General features: G+C 62.3%; 16 protein-coding genes. 9 read left to right on the top strand and 7 right to left on the bottom strand.

Annotation, left to right across the window (positions count from 1 at the left end):
• Window positions 1-2 precede the first annotated feature (2 nt).
• The 8 genes from sucD (at window position 3) to H7F35_RS10965 (ending at window position 9,470) form a co-directional block, all read left to right on the top strand.
• Window positions 3-896, top strand: a complete 894-nt coding sequence (gene sucD / locus H7F35_RS11000; RefSeq protein ID WP_124457755.1) for a succinate--CoA ligase subunit alpha — start codon at window positions 3-5, stop codon at window positions 894-896.
• A gap of 125 nt (window positions 897-1,021) precedes the next feature.
• Window positions 1,022-1,705, top strand: coding sequence for a TerC family protein (locus tag H7F35_RS10995; protein WP_187112894.1), 684 nt, complete (start codon window positions 1,022-1,024; stop codon window positions 1,703-1,705).
• A 28-nt stretch (window positions 1,706-1,733) separates the two neighbouring features.
• Window positions 1,734-2,543: a Stp1/IreP family PP2C-type Ser/Thr phosphatase gene (locus H7F35_RS10990; RefSeq protein WP_187114238.1), complete on the top strand. Its 810-nt coding sequence runs from the start codon at window positions 1,734-1,736 to the stop codon at window positions 2,541-2,543.
• Window positions 2,544-2,609: 66 nt separating this feature from the next.
• Window positions 2,610-3,260: an FHA domain-containing protein gene (locus H7F35_RS10985; RefSeq protein ID WP_187112893.1), complete on the top strand. Its 651-nt coding sequence runs from the start codon at window positions 2,610-2,612 to the stop codon at window positions 3,258-3,260.
• A gap of 57 nt (window positions 3,261-3,317) precedes the next feature.
• Window positions 3,318-5,570, top strand: coding sequence for a CHASE2 domain-containing protein (locus H7F35_RS10980; protein ID WP_187114237.1), 2,253 nt, complete (start codon window positions 3,318-3,320; stop codon window positions 5,568-5,570).
• A 29-nt stretch (window positions 5,571-5,599) separates the two neighbouring features.
• Window positions 5,600-6,403, top strand: coding sequence for a 3',5'-cyclic-nucleotide phosphodiesterase (locus H7F35_RS10975; RefSeq protein WP_187114236.1), 804 nt, complete (start codon window positions 5,600-5,602; stop codon window positions 6,401-6,403).
• Between the two features lie 204 nt (window positions 6,404-6,607).
• On the top strand, window positions 6,608-7,114 hold the full coding sequence (locus H7F35_RS10970) for a pilin (RefSeq protein WP_187112892.1): 507 nt from the start codon (window positions 6,608-6,610) through the stop codon (window positions 7,112-7,114).
• A 637-nt stretch (window positions 7,115-7,751) separates the two neighbouring features.
• Complete coding sequence (locus tag H7F35_RS10965) at window positions 7,752-9,470, top strand: PglL family O-oligosaccharyltransferase (protein WP_261803599.1); 1,719 nt, start codon at window positions 7,752-7,754, stop codon at window positions 9,468-9,470.
• Window positions 9,471-9,480: 10 nt separating this feature from the next.
• Here the strand turns inward: H7F35_RS10965 and H7F35_RS35035 are convergent, their stop codons facing one another.
• The 7 genes from H7F35_RS35035 to moaC all read right to left on the bottom strand — a co-directional run bounded on the left by H7F35_RS35035 (window position 9,481) and on the right by moaC (window position 16,646).
• Window positions 9,481-9,945 (bottom strand): type IV pilin protein, encoded by a 465-nt coding sequence (locus H7F35_RS35035; RefSeq protein WP_187112891.1) that lies wholly within the window; start codon window positions 9,943-9,945, stop codon window positions 9,481-9,483.
• Between the two features lie 25 nt (window positions 9,946-9,970).
• Window positions 9,971-13,363, bottom strand: a complete 3,393-nt coding sequence (locus H7F35_RS10955; RefSeq protein ID WP_410010772.1) for a pilus assembly protein — start codon at window positions 13,361-13,363, stop codon at window positions 9,971-9,973.
• Between the two features lie 10 nt (window positions 13,364-13,373).
• The gene (locus H7F35_RS10950; RefSeq protein ID WP_261803598.1) at window positions 13,374-13,922 is read right to left on the bottom strand and encodes a PilX N-terminal domain-containing pilus assembly protein; all 549 of its coding nucleotides are present in this window, start codon (window positions 13,920-13,922) and stop codon (window positions 13,374-13,376) included.
• An 86-nt stretch (window positions 13,923-14,008) separates the two neighbouring features.
• The gene (locus tag H7F35_RS10945; protein ID WP_187112889.1) at window positions 14,009-14,779 is read right to left on the bottom strand and encodes a PilW family protein; all 771 of its coding nucleotides are present in this window, start codon (window positions 14,777-14,779) and stop codon (window positions 14,009-14,011) included.
• A complete protein-coding gene (locus H7F35_RS10940) occupies window positions 14,779-15,297 on the bottom strand; it encodes a pilus assembly protein (RefSeq protein ID WP_261803597.1) in 519 nt (172 codons plus the stop codon). The genes H7F35_RS10945 and H7F35_RS10940 overlap by 1 nt, the downstream gene beginning before the upstream one ends.
• Window positions 15,298-15,344: 47 nt before the next feature.
• Window positions 15,345-15,935 (bottom strand): GspH/FimT family pseudopilin, encoded by a 591-nt coding sequence (locus H7F35_RS10935; RefSeq protein WP_187112887.1) that lies wholly within the window; start codon window positions 15,933-15,935, stop codon window positions 15,345-15,347.
• Window positions 15,936-16,163: 228 nt separating this feature from the next.
• The gene (gene moaC, locus H7F35_RS10930) at window positions 16,164-16,646 is read right to left on the bottom strand and encodes a cyclic pyranopterin monophosphate synthase MoaC (protein ID WP_187112886.1); all 483 of its coding nucleotides are present in this window, start codon (window positions 16,644-16,646) and stop codon (window positions 16,164-16,166) included.
• 54 nt (window positions 16,647-16,700) lie between these two features.
• On the opposite strand from moaC, the gene H7F35_RS10925 reads away from it, so the two are divergent.
• Window positions 16,701-18,266 (top strand): M48 family metalloprotease, encoded by a 1,566-nt coding sequence (locus tag H7F35_RS10925; protein ID WP_187112885.1) that lies wholly within the window; start codon window positions 16,701-16,703, stop codon window positions 18,264-18,266.
• Window positions 18,267-18,269: the final 3 nt, after the last annotated feature.

The following is an 18,269-nucleotide window of genomic DNA, read 5'->3' as shown; positions in this document are numbered from 1 at the left end:
TCATGTCGATCTACATCAACAAAGACACCAAAGTCATCACGCAAGGCATTACCGGCAAGACCGGTCAGTTCCACACCGAGAAGTGCCAGGAATACGCGAACGGCAAGAACGCCTTCGTGGCCGGCGTGAACCCGAAGAAGGCCGGCGAGTCGATCTTCAATATCCCGATCTTCGGTTCGGTCAAGGAAGCCGCTTCGCAAACCGGCGCCACCGTGTCGGTGATCTACGTGCCGCCGGCAGGCGCCGCGGCCGCCATCTGGGAAGCTGTCGAAGCCGACCTGGACCTGGCGATCTGCATCACCGAAGGCATCCCGGTTCGCGACATGCTCGAAGTGCGCAACAAGATGAAGGCCAAGGAAGCGGCCGGCGGCAAGAAGACCTTGCTGCTGGGCCCGAACTGCCCCGGCCTGATCACGCCCGACGAAATCAAGATCGGCATCATGCCCGGCCACATTCACCGCAAGGGTCGCATCGGTGTGGTCTCGCGCTCGGGCACGCTGACGTACGAAGCCGTGGCTCAACTGACGGAAATCGGCCTGGGCCAATCGTCGGCAGTCGGCATCGGCGGCGACCCGATCAACGGTCTGAAGCACATCGACGTGATGAAGGCCTTCAACGACGATCCGGACACCGACGCGGTCATCATGATCGGCGAAATCGGCGGCCCCGACGAGGCTGACGCAGCCCGCTGGTGCAAGGAACACATGAAGAAGCCGGTTGTCGGCTTCATCGCCGGTGTCACCGCCCCTCCCGGCAAGCGCATGGGCCACGCCGGCGCGCTGATCTCGGGCGGTGCGGACACGGCCGATGCCAAGCTCGCCATCATGGAAGAGTGCGGCTTCACCGTGACGCGCAACTTCTCGGAACTGGCCAAGCTGCTCAAGGCAAGGCTGTAAGAGACGTCTCCACGACACCGGCCGCAGAGCCGGGTCATGAGAGGGCCACGCAGAAATAAAAAAGCGCCCGCACTGGATTGCGGGCGCTTTTTTCAATAAAACACAGTGGAATCGGGATCAGAGACATGGAACTCCTTCAAAGCACAGACTTCTGGATCGGTCTGCTCAAGATCGTCTGGATCAACATCATCCTGTCGGGCGACAACGCCGTGGTCATTGCCATGGCCGCTCGCTCGCTGCCGCCTGCACAGCAGAAAAAAGCCGTGATGTTCGGCTCGGGCGCGGCCGTGGTGCTGCGCATCGTGCTCACGGTGGTGGCGGCCAAGCTGTTGGCGCTGCCTTACCTGCAGATCATCGGCGGCCTGCTGCTGCTGTGGATCGGCCTGCAGTTGCTGAGCGAAGAAGATGATGGCGAAGGAGAAAGCAAGGAATACGGCAGCATGATGGTGGCCGTGCGCACCATCCTGCTGGCCGACCTCGTGATGAGCCTGGACAACGTGATCGCCGTCGCGGCCGCCGCGCAGGGCAGCATGGTGCTGCTGGTGCTGGGCCTGGCGATCAGCATTCCGCTGGTGATCTTCGGCAGCACGCTCATGATCAAGCTCATGGAGCGCTTCCCGATCATCATCATGCTGGGCGCCGCGCTGATCGGCTGGGTCGGTGGCGAGACCATCGTGAGCGACGTCGCACTGCGCGACACGCTGGCGGCCAACCCCTGGTTGCACTACGCGGCGGCTGCCGCCGGTGCAGTGTTCGTCGTGGCCGCCGGCCGCTTGATGCAACGGCGTGCACACGCCGCTGCACACTGAGCTTTCGCGAAGTCGGCGCTGGCAAACCATGGCGAGTGTCGGCGTTTCCCTGTTCTCGACCCGGCCTCCTTTGACCTGGGAGTTCGCCACGCTGACCGATGTCGGGCGGCTGCGCGCCCACAACGAAGACGCTGTGCACGTGGATGCCGCACTCGGCCTGGCGCTGCTGGCCGACGGCATGGGCGGCTACAAGGGCGGTGAAGTGGCGAGCGCCATGGCCATCTCGCTGCTGCACGCCAGTTTCGGACGCTGGTTTGCCCAGGCCGGGATGCAGGCGCCGGCCCGCGTGGTCAGGCGGGCGCTGCAAGCTGCCACGGACGAGGCCAACGGATCGATCCTGCATGCCGGCACCACCAACCCGGAACTGCAGGGCATGGGGACGACGCTGGTGCTGGCCGCATTCCGCCCGCAACGCGTGGTGGTCGGGCACATCGGCGATTCGCGCTGCTATCGCCTGCGCAACAACAAGCTGGAACTGCTCACGCGTGACCATTCGCTGCGCCAGCAACAGCTTGACGCTGGCGCGATCACCGCCGAGGAAGCCCTCAATTCACCGACCCGCAACCTCGTGACGCGGGCTGTTGGCGTGGAGCCCCAAGTGCTGCTGGAAATGCATGAGCACAGCGCAAGGCCGGGCGATCTGTATATGCTTTGCTCCGATGGGCTGAGCGAGATGGTCTCGGATGGGCAGCTTTTCACGCTTCTGGGACACGATGTCGGGCTTCAGAAAAAAGCTTCACTTTTGGTTGCAATTGCAAACGACAATGGTGGACGGGACAACATTTCGGTTGTTCTGGCAAGGGCGGGCGTTGCCGAAGTGCCCCGGGCGGCCAGGTAACAGGCCCCGACGGCTGCACGCCGTCCCGCTTGCCGTCGTTAAAGCTTTGCATTCGGGGAGTCGGCAATGCCGAAGATGATCATTTCGGTCGATGGCGTTGTCATCGGGCAAGTGGCACTCGCCAAGGACCGCACGACGCTTGGCCGGCGTGCCTACAACGACATCGTGATCGACAATCTGGCGGTCAGCGGCGAACACGCCGTGCTGCACATGAGCGATGGCGAAGTCGAAATTGAAGATCTCAACAGCACCAACGGCACCTACGTCAATGCGCTTGCCATCCAGAAGCAAGCGCTCCAGGACAACGATGTCATCGAGGTCGGGGGCTGCCGCATCCATTTCCGCGCGCGCAGCAACCTGGCCATTGGTCCGGGCTCGGTCCGCACGGTGTCTGGCGAGTTTTCAGGGTCCATGCCGCTCTCGTCCGCGCCCACGGAGTCGGGGGCACTCGTTGAACTCGGTATTCCCGTGCTGCGTGTGCTGTCCGGCGCCAACGAAGGACAGGACGTCTCGCTGCAGAAAGTGGTCACCACCATCGGCAAGCCCGGCGTTGCCGTGGCCGTCGTCACGCGCCGCCGGCAAGGCTACGTCGCGGCCAGCGCCGTGGGCGGCGTCACGCTCAATGGCGTGCTCCTGGGGACCGACGCGGTCGCCTTGCAGGAGCTCGACGTGCTCGAGCTTGGCGACAAGACGCGCATGCAGTTCGTGCGGGTCTGAGCCTTTCCTTTTTTTTGACCGCCGCGGCGGTCTTCGTTGTCCGGGCGGGGCGCCATGATGAGCACGCTGCGTCGGCATTGGCCGCGCATCGCCATCACGCTGCTGCCGGTTTTGCTGGCGCTGGCGCATGCGACCGACATTTGGCAGTTGACTGCCTTTGAGCGCCTTGACCGCCTGATCTACGACATCCGGCTGCGCGCCACCATGCCGCGCACACTCGATTCGCGCGTCGTGATCGTTGATGTCGACGACACCAGCCTTTCGCGCCAGGGACAGTGGCCTTGGCCACGCGACAAGATCGCCCGCCTGACCACCGAGCTTCTGACCCGCCAGCAAGCGGCGGTGCTCGGCTTCGACGTCATGTTCCTCGAGCCCGACCGCAGCGCCGGCCTCGACAGGCTGCGAGAGATTGCCAACGGGCCGCTGCGCAACATGCAGGGCCTTGCGGCGGAGATCGAGCGGCTCGCGCCCACGCTGAACCACGACGCCACATTCGCCGAAGCGCTGAACGGCCAGCGGGTTGCGCTCGGCTACTACTTCACGCGAACAGGGTCCCCGAGTGCCAAGGGCCAGTTGCCTGCCACGCCGCTCTTGCCGCCCGATGCCTTTCCCGCAGGCGGCGTCTACGCCACGAGCTGGAACGGCTTCGGGGCCAGCCTGCCGGAGCTGGCGAAGGCCGCGCCCGCTGCGGGCTTTTTGAACACGCTGGTCGGCGCCAGCGGCGACGGCGTCATTCGCAGCGTGCCGCTCATCGCGCGTTACGAAGGCGACCAAGCGCAGCCCGGCTACTACGAGTCGCTGGGGCTCGCGGTCTACCGGCTGGCGAACGGCTCGCCGCCGGTGCGCCCGGCCTTCGCGCCCGGCGGCGAGGTGCCCAGACTCGAATCGCTGCGGCTCGGGCGCCTGCGCATTCCGGTCGATCAGTCCGCCAGCATGCAGGTACCGTTTCGCGGACCGGGCGGTGCAGGTGCGGGATCGTTCCGCTATGTGGCGGCGGCCGACGTGCTCGAAGGCCGACTGGGTCCGGGTGAGCTGAAAGACAAGATCGTGCTCGTGGGCGCCACCGCGCCGGGCCTGCAGGACCTGCGTGCCACGCCGGTTGGCGCTGCGTTTCCGGGTGTCGAGGTGCATGCCAACATCGTCTCGGGCCTGCTCGATCACCGCCTGCTCGCGGTGCCGGACTATGCGCCCGGCTATGAAGTGCTGACCATCCTGGTCGCGGGCCTCGCGCTCGCGTTCGGGCTGTCGCTGCTGTCCGCATCGCGCGCCGTGTTGCTCGCCGCAGGCACGACGGCCGCGCTGATCGGCGTCAACACTTGGCTCTACGTGAGCGAGAGCCTCGTGCTGCCGCTGGCCTCGGCGCTTGCCACGACGGCGTTGGCTTTCGTGCTCAACATGAGCTGGGGCTACTTCGTCGAATCGCGTGCGCGGCGAGGCCTCGTGCGGCTCTTCGGCACCTATGTGCCGCCGCAGCTCGTCAACGAAATGCTCGTGCACCCCGACCGCTACAGCATGCGCGCCGAGAGCAAGCCGATGACCGTGATGTTCTGCGACATGCGCGACTTCACCCGCCTGTCGGAACAGATGGCGCCGGCCGAGCTGCAAGCTTTCTTGAATACCGTCTTCAGCCGACTCACCGACGTGATCAGCACACATCGCGGCACCGTCGACAAGTACATGGGCGATTGCGTCATGGCCTTCTGGGGCGCGCCGATCGACACGCCCGACCACGCGGCGCTGGCCGTGCGCGCGGCGCTCGACATGGCCGAGGCCGTGCGCGAGATCAACAGCATGCACCGCGCCAGCGGCCGGCCCGAAATCAGCGTGGGCATCGGCATCAACAGCGGCGTGATGAGCGTGGGCGACATGGGCTCGACCGCGCGCCGCAGCTACACCGTGGTCGGCGATGCGGTCAATCTGGCGTCGCGCCTCGAAGGACTGAGCGGGCACTACGGCGTCGAGATCGTGGCCAGCGGCGCGACCCGCGAGCTGGCGCCCGACTACATCTGGCAAGAACTCGACAGCGTGCGCGTCAAGGGAAAGGCACAAGTCGTTGCCGTTTTTACGCCCCTGGATGCACGCACGGCCGACGCGGTGAAACAGACGCAACAACTGCTCGAACGCTGGGCCGGCGTGCTCGCGGCCTATCGGCGGCAAGACTGGGCGGTGGGCCGAAACTTGCTGGCACCCCTGCTCGCGGCCGATGCCAAAAAAGTCCTTTACCAGCTCTACGCCCAGCGTTTAGCCTCAATGGCGTTGCGACCGCAAGACCCGAATTGGGACGGCGCAACCCGGTTCGAAACCAAATGACGACAGACACATACAAGGGGTCTCTCACAATGCAGGTTCGTGTGCTGGGTTGCTCGGGCGCCATTGCCAAAGACTGCCGCACCACCTCGTTTCTGGTCGACACGGACCTGCTCGTCGATGCGGGCACCGGGGTCGGAGATCTCACGCTCGACGAGATGGCCGGCATCGACGATGTCGTGCTGACCCACAGCCATCTCGACCACATTGCCGCGTTGCCCCTGATGCTTGATGCCGTGGGGAGCCGCCGCACGCGGCCGCTGCGTGTGCATGCGCTGCGCGCCACCATCGAGGCGCTGCGCGCGCATGTGTTCAACAACGTCATCTGGCCCGACTTCGAGAGCATTCCGAGCCTTGAGGCGCCTTTCGTGAGCTTTCACGATATTGCGGTGGGGCAGATGCTGCAGTTGGGCACTTGCGCGCCCAAGCTGGTCGAGGTGCTGCCGGCTGTGCATACGGTGCCGGCCTGCGGTTTCGCGGTGCGGCGAGCTTCGGGCGGGGCGCATTGGGTCTTCAGCGGCGATACCGAACGCAACGCGCCGTTCTGGGATCGCGTCAATGCAATCGAGGTGGCCATGCTCGTGATCGAGACCGCCTTCAGCAGCCGTGAACAGGCGCTGGCTGAGCGCAGCCTGCATCTGTCGCCGGTCGTGCTGGCGGACGAGCTGGCGCATATCGATCCGGGGAAGCAATACCCGATCTACATCACCCATACCAAGCCGGCAGAAACCGATGAAATCATGAGCCAGATCGGCGCACTGGCAGACCATCAGGTGGCGGGTTTGGCGCAGCGCGATATACGCTGGCTCAAGGCGGATGGGATCCTGACTTTCTGACGGTTTCGGGTGCGCTGGCATGACAAATTTGTCACCGCTTGTAGCATCTTGAAGCAAGTTGTGTCACTTGGTGTAACGCCAAGATGGACAAAGATGACGGGTTTGGGCTGTGCCGAGCTCTGAAGGTGGGTGGCACGGATGCTGCGGAAGGTACTGCGCTCCGGGCTGGTTCCCGGGCTCTACAAACCAACCTGGAGTTAATGAATGAACCGTCGTTCTATCGCACGCAATGTGCAAAAGGGTTTCACCCTTATTGAATTGATGATCGTTGTGGCGATCATTGGTATCTTGGCCGCCATTGCGATTCCGCAATACCAGACCTATGTCGCCAAGTCGCAGATTTCCCGCGTTATTGGTGAAACCGGCTCCCAGAAGACGGCCGTCGAAGACTGCGTTATCAACGGCAAGTTGACCGCGAGTGCTACCAGCTGTGCGGGTACCGCAACCGGATCTAATCTCGTTGTTTCGGCCGGCACCAACACGGTTAACGGCGGTCTCGCCCCGGCTGGTATGGGTGCACCTATTCTTTCCTTCGGCGGCCTTACGGATGGCTCGGCAACCCTTACCTCCACGTTCGGAAACAACGCAGCATCTGTGATTGCCGGGAAGAAGATCGTGTGGTCGCGCGATGCCTCCGGAACTTGGAGTTGCCTATCTGACGTGCCGAAGAAGTACGAGCAAGTCGCTTGCCCGACGAGCTCGGCGACGTAATTTTTTACTCGTTGCTAAAGGCCGCTTTCGGGCGGCTTTTTTCATTGTGTTGACCTCCAATCACACACTGCGCAGCAGCCTGCTCCGTATTTAGCATCGAACCGCGCCACAAGTGAGAAGTTAGCCTTGAGACCCGCGACTGCTTGAGGCGGCAGAGGTCTAATCGGCTTACTGATCCACAAACAGCCCAGTCTGATTATTGAAGACGTGAGCCGGTCGACTCTCAGACTGCTGTCTTGCTGTACAGGCTCTTGCCTGCCGACGTTCTTGTGAAGCGGTTCCGCAGCGCAATTGCTGAATGCTTTGTAGGGTGTACCAAACTCGCGTTACTGCAGATGCCCTGAGTGAGGCCGCGCGCCTAGAATGCCCCTTCAGGTTCTGCTGGCCCAGTGCAGGTGATTTCCCGGCTGCGACGTTCCTGACATTGCACTCCGTATCAGCGTGGTTTGGTGTTCCACCACCTCTGTTTACGGTCGCTATTGAATTGGGCCTCTCGCCCCTCAGCAGTCTGAGCGCGGCCCAACGCTGGTCAAAGTGGGCTGGCTATTTAGTGATCCTGAGCCGCCGTTCAGATGGAACGGTCAGCCCGTCATTCTGCAAAGATTTGGGGTGGTTGAGCGTCGGCAAAATACCTCTAATGAGCTCCTTCGTGATGTCCGCTGGCGCACCCAGAGAAAATCCTCGGTTAGTTGTCTGCAGTACATTGATCGCGCTGCCGTTCCTGTTTCCGATCTCCGCGGGCCCTTCGGTCAGTGCGTGGCAGCAACTGACATCATGGCTTTGTATCGCGTTGTTGTCAGTTCCGCTGGCCGGTGCGAAATATCCCCTGCCTCGCCCGTTGCTGATGACTTGGTTTGCGACGGTGGCAATTTCGATTGCTCTTCTCCACAGCCATCAACTTGGCGTCGGCTTCTGGCTGTCGGCCGTCATTGCGATAGCTGCGACCGGAATGGCTGCTTGCGTTGGTGCCGGACTTGCATGCAGCGGTACCCGTATGCACCACGCGTTTGCTCAAGGGCTGCTGGGCGCGGGCTTGATCAGCGCAGTGCTTGGGCTACTTCAATACTATGGGCTCACTGGATCCTTTGCGCCCTGGACCACCGCGCCCGATGTCGGTCAAGCATTCGGGAACCTACGCCAGCGCAATCAATTCGCGAGCCTGATCAGCATGGCCTTGATCGCCGCGCTCTGGCTTTACCCTGGGGGACGCAGAAGCGCTGCATATCAGCGCTCTGCATGGGCAGGGGCCATCGTCTTGCTCGTAGTGGCTGCAGCGGCATCAACTTCGCGAACCGGTTTGCTTCAATTTCTACTGATTGTCAGCATGGCCGCGTTCTTGGCAAAGCGCAAAGGGGTAGAAAAAAACAAAGCGGCAATTGACCTGCCGCCCCCTTTCGTTCTTTTGTCCTTGGCCCCGCTGTATTTCTTGAGCGCCTGGGCATTGCCACAACTCGCCGGGGGTGGTTTCGACGGCATGGTGCAGCGTCTGAGCGAAGGTGCCCCAGCGGGGCACAGTCGGTGGATCCTCTGGGGAAACGTTTTGAGCCTGATCGCCGAACGCCCGTGGACTGGTTGGGGATGGGGAGAGCTGAGTTTTGCCCATTACAGCTACAGCGCGCTCTATTCAGGGCCGCGCTTCGTCGAGATTCTCGATAACGCACATAACCTGCCATTGCATCTTGCAGTGGAACTCGGAATTCCGGCTGCTGTCTTGATCTGCGGTAACTTTCTCTGGCTGGTGATCGCCGCGCAACCATGGCGCGAGCGCGAACCGTTCCGGGTCATGGCCTGGGGGCTGCTCGGCGTGATCGTGCTGCACAGCCTGCTCGAATACCCGCTCTGGTATGGGCCGTTCCAGCTTGTATTCGGGCTGTGCCTCGGGATTCTCTGGCCTGCGAAAGCCAGCCTTTCGGTGCCTGGGCGAGTTGCTCGTGCGCTACCGGCGTTGTTGGCTGCCGCCTTGGGTTTGATCGTCGCCTACGCTGGTTGGGACTACGCCCGGACCAGCCAGATTTATCTGCCGCGCGACCAACGTTTGCCAGCGTACGAAGACAACACGCTCGCCAAACTGCAGGGTTCGTGGCTTTTTGAAAATCAAGTGCGGTTTGCCGAACTCTCGCTGATGCAAGTGGACCGCTCGAATGCGTCCGAGGTCTACGCGCTTGCCAGGAAACTTCTGCATTTCTCGCCAGAGCCGCGGGTCATCGTCAAGCTCATTGAAAGTGCGGAACTGCTTGGTCGGGTCGACGAAGCCCGATCCGAAGCGGAACGGTTCGGCATCGCCTTTCCGGTGGAGTATGCCGAGTGGGTTTCGGAGAGCCCGGACAGTAAAGCACGGGACTCTCGCCAGCCCTGATGAAATCAGGCTACCAGCAGCTGGTGGACGTCAGCTGGGTTCCATCGCTTTTCAGGTTGGACTGGGCGCCTGTTTGATCCACCTGGAAGGTGTAGCACTCGGTGTCTTTCTGCTGGGTGCCGGTCGGCGTTGCCTTTGCGACAAATCCCGCAGGGCCGGTCGATGTGGTCACGCTCAGGCTGTAGTAGCTGGAGCCGCTCGCATTGACGTCCAACGGAAGGCCCGAATAGCCTAGATCTGCAGCGGTGCCGGTGTACTTGTTGTTGATGCTGAAGAAGCGCTCCTGGCGGCTTGCCATGTCCAGAACCGCATTCTTGGCATCGGCTCTTCGCGACTTCAGAACGTAAGACTGATAGGCCGGAAGCGCGATTGCACTGAGCACTCCAATGATCGCTACCACGATCATGATTTCGATCAAGGTAAAGCCGCGGGCCTTGTTTCGACAGCGCACTGCGGCGGTAGAAGCGTGTTTCATCTGATTCCTTACTTGCGTGCGAAGCTCAACGACGCTTGACCCAGGTCAAGCGACCGCCGTTGCCATTGGCGCCAGGGTTCACCTGCTTCGCCGAGCCTGCGCCACTGACGGTCTGTGTGACGAGGTACTTCTTGCCATTCGTGCTGACCGTGGAGGGAGAGCCCACCCCGCTCAAGCCGATGCCCGATACCACGAGGCCGTTGGCGGTGACGAACTTGTTCGTGGCATCGCTGAAGTAAGAGGTCTGAGGTGCACCACCAGTGTCGGGCGCAATGGCCATCGTGAAGCCCGAGGCCGGTTGAGCGTCGCAGGTCAGAACTTTCGCGACCGACGGCAGCGTCGTATTGACAAGCAACAGTCCGTCGACGATCACCGGGTTGTAGATGATTTGCTCGTTGGTGCCGGGCAGCGGCAACTTCCATCCGAACTTGGTGTTGCCTGTCTTGCACGCCGTGGACCCGCTCCAGCAGATCGGGTTCTGGGTCACGGTACGCACGCCCGAGATGTCTGCGTTGGTGTAGGCGACGTCAGTCGCGACCTGTGCAGTCAGTGCGGCGGCATTGACGGTCTGAGGGCTTTTCAGGCTCGTGTACTGGGTGCTTTTCTTTGCGTTCCATCCATCCATGTCCCAGTCCCAGATGCCAAACAGGGATTGCGTGCCGGTTGCCGGCGTTGCCGCGGAGGTCTGGGTTTGCGGGAGGATCTGCCCCGTGCCAAAACTCACGATGACGCGCGGCGCGGTCGAGGAGGCAAGCGCAGACGTCACCGTCAGTCGCGTGGTGATGGGGGGGCCGCCAGTCGAAAAGACGGCCAATGAGCGAGCAGCCCATTCCGTCGGCTTGTTGCTCGTCAGGTCGAAGCGCCACACGTTCCCGAACACATCGCCCGCGTAGACGTAGTCGGTGACATGGTCGCCGTCCAGATCAGCTGACGTCACCTGCGAGATGCCGTTGCGCGCCGTGATTACACCGGCCGTATTCTTGGCCGGGCCTGCGGCCTCGAGAAAGCGGAAAGTCTTGCTGCCGGAGGCTTGGTCAACGGTCATCACGAAGATGCCGGCCTTGCCCGACGCACTGTTGAAACCGTTGCCGAAGATGACGGCCCAGTTGCCGTCATGCAGGCGGCGAATGATCGGTGTGCCATAGACGCTGCCCAGGCTGTCCTTGCACAGGGCCGACGTGGTGTCGCCGTTGCACGCAAGATTGGTCGAATCCCATTCGCCCAGGACCAGGCTGCCCGCTTTTGATTCCACGAAGTTGCCGGGGTTGGTTACGTCCATCGCATAGAGCGTGCCATTGGCGGTGCCCAGCAGGTCGCCGACGACACCTGTGGCGTTGCCGCCCGCACCCAGGCCGCCGACGATCCACGTGTGCCATGCGCCACTGTAGTAAAGGTCGCCAGTTCCAAGTGTTGCGTCGACAAAGGCATTGTGGCTGTACTGCGCAGAGGAGTAGTCGAGCGCAGGAGTGGATGAGCGGATTGTCTTCAGCGCGGTGTTCGGCATGTAGGCGACAAGCTCGCGACCATCATTCAGCGCCGTCGTGTCGAAATTGCCAGCTGCATCGTAGGCGCCGGCGCGGAAGCCATGTAGCAGCCCATCATTGGCGCCCACGTAGACGACATTGGTTCGCGTTGCGTTGTCGCTTGCGAACTTGGCGTAGCTCGTCGAGCCTTCCGCCATGGTGGCTGTGGGGAAGAGCGCGTCATTCCACGTGTCCTGATAGGGAAGGTTGGGCGCACCGACCCAGGTCGGGCTGGAGTTGACGATGTCGCCCAGCACGCTGTTGCGGACTCGATAAAGACCCACGCCGGACGTATTGATTTCATTGGTGCGATCACCGCGAAGGTAGTCCAATCGCGTGGAGTTGCCGTTCGACACCGCCTGAGGATCCAGCGCTGTTTTCTGTGCAGTGGTCAGGCTGGACCACGTCAGGGGAATGCCTGTGGACCCATTCCAACTCAGCATGTTCCGGCTGCTCGATGCTTGAACCGCGGTGCTGGTGGCGCCGGTTGCGCTACAACTACCGCCAGTCAGAACACAACTCGCGTCCCAATTCGCCGTCGGATTGATCGATACCGTGTCGTTCGTCGTATTGAGAACGAGGTTCTGCGCTGTCAACTGACCCCACCAGTTCGTCGGGTGGTAGTAAGCCAGATACAGCTGCGTGCCCACTTGTACCTTCGCAGACTGTTGGATGTTGATACCGGCCGAACTCGCCGATGTATTGATCTGCGCAGCCTTGAAGCACATGATCTCGTGCACGTTGCTGCCGCCGCCAGTACCGGAGCTGAACCCGAACCGGAACTTCGACGGCAACGCGCCGTTCGATGCAGTGATGAACTGGTTCGTGATCACCGGCGTGGCCGTGCCGCCGTTGTAGCTGTACGAAAGACTAAGCAGGCCGTCCTGCGTGATCTTCAGGCCGTAGGTAATCGGTGTTGCAGAGCCGCGAAGTGGCTTGCCCGTGGCTTGCTGGTTGTAGATCGTCGATCCCGCTGGCAGATCGCTGTAGGCGATCAGGGGGTAGTCGATGATCGGCTCGGTCGTAGATTTCTTTTTGCCGATGGATTTATTGTTGGCGTCAACGATTATGTCGCCGCTGTAGTTCTGCAGAAAACCGGTGCTGCAGGTGGCGCCTACGGCGCTCTGCTGGTCGGTCGAGGAGAGTGAGTCGGGATAGTACTTCTTGAAGTTGGTGTTCAGCCAGGTCCACTGGATGTTGCCCGCACCACGCAGGCTGACCCGACCAGGGCCCGTACCCGGACCGCTGGCCGTGTTGTCGCCAGGATTGGAAAAATTGCCGAACTCGTCAATGCCCAATCCCACGTACGCGCCGAGCAGCCCGTCGTTAACGTTTTTGCCATTGGCACAGCTGTAACCCAGGCTGCCACCAAAGGCGCCGGTCTTGCTGGTCGCATCGACGCTCGTGACCTGGTCGGCGTTGACCAGGAAGAATGCGATGCCGTCCGCACCGGATGCCTGGCCGGCAGAATTCTTGTAGGCGTTGCCGCCATAGGTCACCGTCTTGAACGTCACCTCCAGGCCTTGGTTCGAAGGAAATGAGAACTTCGAATAGACCGCGCCCGTTTGGTTGTTGCCGTTGGAGCCCGCGCCGGTGTCGCCGTTGGTGAGCCGCAATGCGCCTTGCCCGTCCGGGTCGCCGTCGGTTCCGAGCAAGCCCGAGACACCGCCCACCAGTGTCTTGCCACTGTAGTAAGGCAGGCCGACGCACTTCGGAATCGGTGTGCCGGTCAATTTGGTGCCTGCGGTCAAGCAGGCGCCGGCAAGGCTTTGCCAGTCATAGGACGATGCGCCACCAGTGAGCGTGTCGCTGATCACGAGTTGCGCATGGGCGCTGAACGCCAGCATGCCCAGGAAGGGCGCGGTGCAGGCCAGACGAAATTGCTTTGAAGTCATATAGAGGCTTTCAGGGACCACTCAGGTCGACGACTCGAAACGTCATCGCGTAGACACTTTGAACGACGCTGGCGCTGTCGGTGGAGCTACCACCATAGCCGGCGCCGGTGACTTGATAGAGCACGGACTTTCCATCGGGCCCCAGGCCTAGATAGGCGATGTACAGACTCGGGGTCTTGACATAGTTGATGTCGTTCGCCTTGCTGGGGTCGGTGTTGTTGAGGCCACCGTTTAGCGAGATTGACATCGTCGGCGGCTGGTAATCCATGGCTCCTGCCCATGGCAGGGTTTCCGGCTTGGAAAGCATGTTGGTACAGACCCTCATGTTGGTCAGCACATTGCCATTGACCGCATTGCCGCTGCACGCTACCGCCAAACCGGTGTTGGCTTGCTGTATCCACCATTCGCCGTATCGGAGCGCGCTTTCCGCAGCCTGTAGTGAGCGTTGTTTCTCGAGCGTGTTGCCCGCGATCTTCTCCTGCAGGCCAAAGCTGCGATACATGCTGACCGCGATCAGTGTGACGACGACCAGAATCAGCAGGCTTGTGATCAAGGCCACGCCGCTTTGTCGCGTGTGTGGCGCGCGGCTTCGTCGGAGCGTCCGCCGTTGTGGGTGTGAAAGTGAGTTTGACATTGGCATGGGCGTCACTGCCGGTTCATCAGGTTGATGGTCTGGACAACCGACGTTGGCATCTGCACCGGCGCGCCAAGCTTGGACTTGATCACGTCGAGAAATGTCAGCGTGACCTGTGCGGTGTAGACATTGGCCCAGCCATTGGCTGTGGTCACGGCGGAAGCCGTCATGTAGGTGTCCATGCTCCCGTCCAAGTCCGTATCGACCCCATACAGGACGCTCATCTGATAGACGTTGCTTGCGAGCACCTCTGGGGAGCCGGAGCCAACAGTGCAGGTCAGTTCGTTGGTCGAATTGATGGCAAAGCTGTTGACTGACACCAGTAGCGGTGTCGTTGTATTGGTCGCGCCCTGGCAGTTCATCAATCCATCGTTCTGGGCGGTTTGATACTGCACGGCTAGCGTGTCGCTGTTGCTCCCATTTCCCGTGCCATCGCCACTTCCAACGACGGCTTGTCCTGCGGAAAATACCGACGTGCTCTTGTCTGCTCTGGTGACCGTTACCGCCGGCAGCGAGGTGAGCGCCGTCGTCTTCGTGGGGTCCACGAAATAACCCGCTGACTGGATCGTGGTGGTCAGCATCGTGAGCGCGAGGCGCTCGCTGTCCTGAAGCTGGGCGAGTGAATCCTGCGACGTGAAGGTATTGCGCATGTTCAGGTAAATGCTCGCAACGGCACCGATGATGAAAAGCGCGATCGCGATGGCGACCATCAATTCGATGATCGAGAAGCCGAGTTGGTGCGCGCGCTGGATGAGTCGGCGGTTTCGCATGGAGGCTTGCATCACGGTTCGATGTAGAGGGTGTAGAACCTGTCGCCGCCAGTGGCAAAGCTGGTTGGCGCAGATGCTGTGCTGCGTGAGATCGACACGTACTTTTCTGTCCACACGATGTTCAGCACGCAACTCACCGGAATTCCGGCTGTGTTGCTGCAGGTCACGGTGGAGGAGTAGTCGGGCAACAGGCCAGCCATGTGCGCCGCCCACTGTTGCACGTCATAGGCGGCCAGCTTGTCAGGCGCGCAGGGTGCAGTGCTGGGCGTGGCCGCTTGGGAGCAGGCGACTCCTGTGGCTGTGAGTACGTTGGAGGTGTCGGTAACAACCGCGCCCTTGGTCGTGAAGCTCGTTGGCGCCGTGCCGCCGCCCCAGAATTTTCGATTGCCGTGCATCGCGGCAGCAAGGCTCGCGGCCTGCATGGCGACGATGGAACGGCTGCTCGCCACCTGGGTGCTCGAAAGTGCCAAGGCCTGCATCTTGGCAAAGCCAAAGATGCCGATGGAAACAAGCAGGATGGCTACCAGCACTTCGAGGAGGGTGAAGCCGCGCTCGCGGCGTTGAAGTCTTGCGGGCCTCATTTGCAGTCGCTCCCGCTGAGCACTTGCTGTCGTCCCGTCAAGGCGAGCTTGACGCACCGGGTCAGAGTGGTGTTTTCGGGGGTTGTCTTGAGCATGATCAATTCGGGTCCAGACAACCCCATCGCGAAGCCGTCGCGACTGAAGGAAAAGAATTTCTGAGTGCCGATGAATGTGTCAGTGCCGCGCCACGCGGTCTGTTTTCTCAGAACGACCTCGCCGGCATCGACGGTTTGATTGCCATTGGGGTCGTTGAAAACGATCCAACCGGTGCTCCAGGTCGCACTGTTCGCGCAAGCCGTGGACGTGGCGTTGGCTGGGCAGAGCGTGACCGGCTGTCCCCGCTTAATGGCCTCGGCCCGCGCGAACTGCAGGTCGCCCACAAACCCATTGCTCTCCGACGCCATGCGATTTCGCTGAATCATTAGATTGAACGACGGGACGGCCCATGCCAGCAGTACGCCAATGATTGAAACGACAACCAGCAATTCGACGAGCGTGACGCCCCGCATCCTGCCCGCGGATGGCCTGCCGTCGGCTTGGCCTGTGTGTGCTGACGGACCGCGCAATGAGCGTCGGAGCTTGTTCATAGAGGGGCCGCAAAAAGCGGTTGCAGTTTAGAAATGCAAATTACAAATGTACACAGGTGTCTCGGATTTAAGAATGTCACAAAGCATTGGGGCGACGAACGTCGCGCTCCGACCGCTGAACGGTTCAAGCTGTGGGTGGGCGGTTTCGCAAAGCAATAAAAAAGGCCGCTTTCGCGACCGTTTGGCTCCAAAGCGTTGCACTTTGGAGGGGGCGCAAGCGCGCCGAACCTATGGGGCCCCCCAGCTCCCCGACTTCCCCCCATGCTTCTCCAACACATGCACATCCGTGATCCGCATCCCCCGGTCCACCGCCTTGCACATGTCGTAGATCGTGAGAAGCGCGACCTGCACGGCGGTCAGCGCTTCCATCTCCACCCCGGTCGGCCCCACGGTTTCGACCGTCGCGGTACACGCCACCTGCGGGACCTCTCCGCCTTCCGCCATCGCAAACGCCACGGCCACCCGCGTCAACGCCAGCGGATGGCACAGCGGAATCAGGTCGCTGGTCTTCTTCGCTGCCTGGATCCCCGCGATCCGCGCGATACCCAGCACATCCCCCTTCTTCGCCGTCCCCGATTCGATCAGCGCCAGCGTTGCCGGCTGCATCTCGATGCGTCCCGTGGCCACGGCCACGCGGTGGGTGGCGGGCTTGCCGGCGACATCGACCATGTGGGCCTGCCCCTGGGCGTCAAAATGGGTGAGAGACTTCATGTGTGAACGTTCGGTTTGGGGATGCATCATACGAGCCCGAGCCACAGACGAGGAATGCCGCGCTTGACTCCCGATCCCCACAGAAAAAGCCCGCTCACGCCCATCCTGCGGTCGTTATGCGCTACTTTTTTAATAGCGTCCCAGGTATTGCTGCCAACCCCCGCGCTGGCCCAGATGCAGGTACTTCCCGGCATGGGCGACGGCGGCGAGATGACGGCCAGTGCCGAGCGCCATCTCGGCGACCAGATCGCCCGAGAGCTGTACCGCGACACCGACTATGTCGACGACCCGGTGATCGCCGCCTACGTGCAGGAGATCTGGCAGCGGCTGCTGGCTGCCGCCCGCGCGCGCGGCGAGCTGACGCCCGAACTCGACGAGCGCTTCGCCTGGACCATCCTGCTCGGGCGCGACCGCAACATCAATGCCTTTGCGCTGCCGGGCGGTTATCTGGGCCTGAACCTGGGCCTCGTGGCCGTCGTCGGCAGTCGCGATGAGCTGGCCACGGTGCTCGGGCACGAGTTGTCGCACGTCACGCAGCGCCACATCGCGCGCATCATGGACAAGCAGGGCAAGCAGTTGCCGTTGATGCTGGCCGGCCTGATCCTGGGGATGATCGCTGCCAGCAAGAGCCGCAGCGGGGACGCCGGCCAGGCGGTGATCATGGGCAGCCAGGCACTGTTCGCGCAGAACCAGCTGAACTTCTCGCGCGACATGGAGCGCGAGGCCGACCGCATCGGCTTCGGCGTGATGACGCAGGCGGGCTTCGCGCCGCAGGGCGCCGCGGCGATGTTCGAGAAGCTGCAGTACGCCTCGCGCCTGAACGACAACGGCTCGTACCCCTATCTGCGCAGCCACCCGCTCACCACCGAGCGCATCTCCGACATGCAGGGGCGGTTCCAGTTCCGCATGGATGCGGCGCCCCCGGTCCCGCCGGTCATGGACCACGCGATGATCGCCGCGCGTGCCCGCGTGCTGACGCGGCCGGGCGTGGACGTGCTGCGGCTCTGGGTCGACTCCGCGTCGACCGGCGAGTTTGCAAAAAGCACACCGGTGCAGCAGGCCGGCACGCTCTATGCCGCCGCGCTATCGGCCAAGGAAATGCGCGACTACAAAGCGGCGCGCGCGCTGACCGAACGGTTGGTGGCACGCACCGCGGACGACGCGCCCGCTGCCAAGCAGGCGCGCTGGCTCAGCGCGGAGATCGAGCTCGCCGCAGGTGCAGCGCCGAAGGCGGCCACGCTGCTGGACGCCAAGTCGAAGGAGCGGCCCGAGATGCTGCTCGCAGCCGAAGCCGCCATTGCCATGCGCCAGCCCGCGCCGATGATTCCCGCCCTGCGCGACTGGGTGGCAGTGAACCCGCGCGACGCGACGGCGTGGCGCACGCTGGCCAATCTTTATGGGGCCCAGAACGACACGGTGCGCGCGGTGCGGGCTGATGCCGAAGCCAACGTGGCGATCCTCGACTACCCGGCCGCGCGCGATCGCTTCAAGGCGGCGCAGGAGCTGATGCGGCAGTCCGGGAAGTCCATCGATCACTACGAGGCGTCGATCATCGACACCCGCGCGCGGGCGGTCGACGTGCTGGTGAAGCAGCAGGCCGAAGAGCCGCCGCTGAAGTAGCAA

Origin of the sequence: Variovorax sp. PAMC26660, from assembly GCF_014302995.1 — a bacterium.
GTDB lineage: Bacteria > Pseudomonadota > Gammaproteobacteria > Burkholderiales > Burkholderiaceae_C > Variovorax.
Note: the sequence above shows the minus strand (reverse complement) of the source record. Positions and strands in the feature narration are given on the sequence as shown.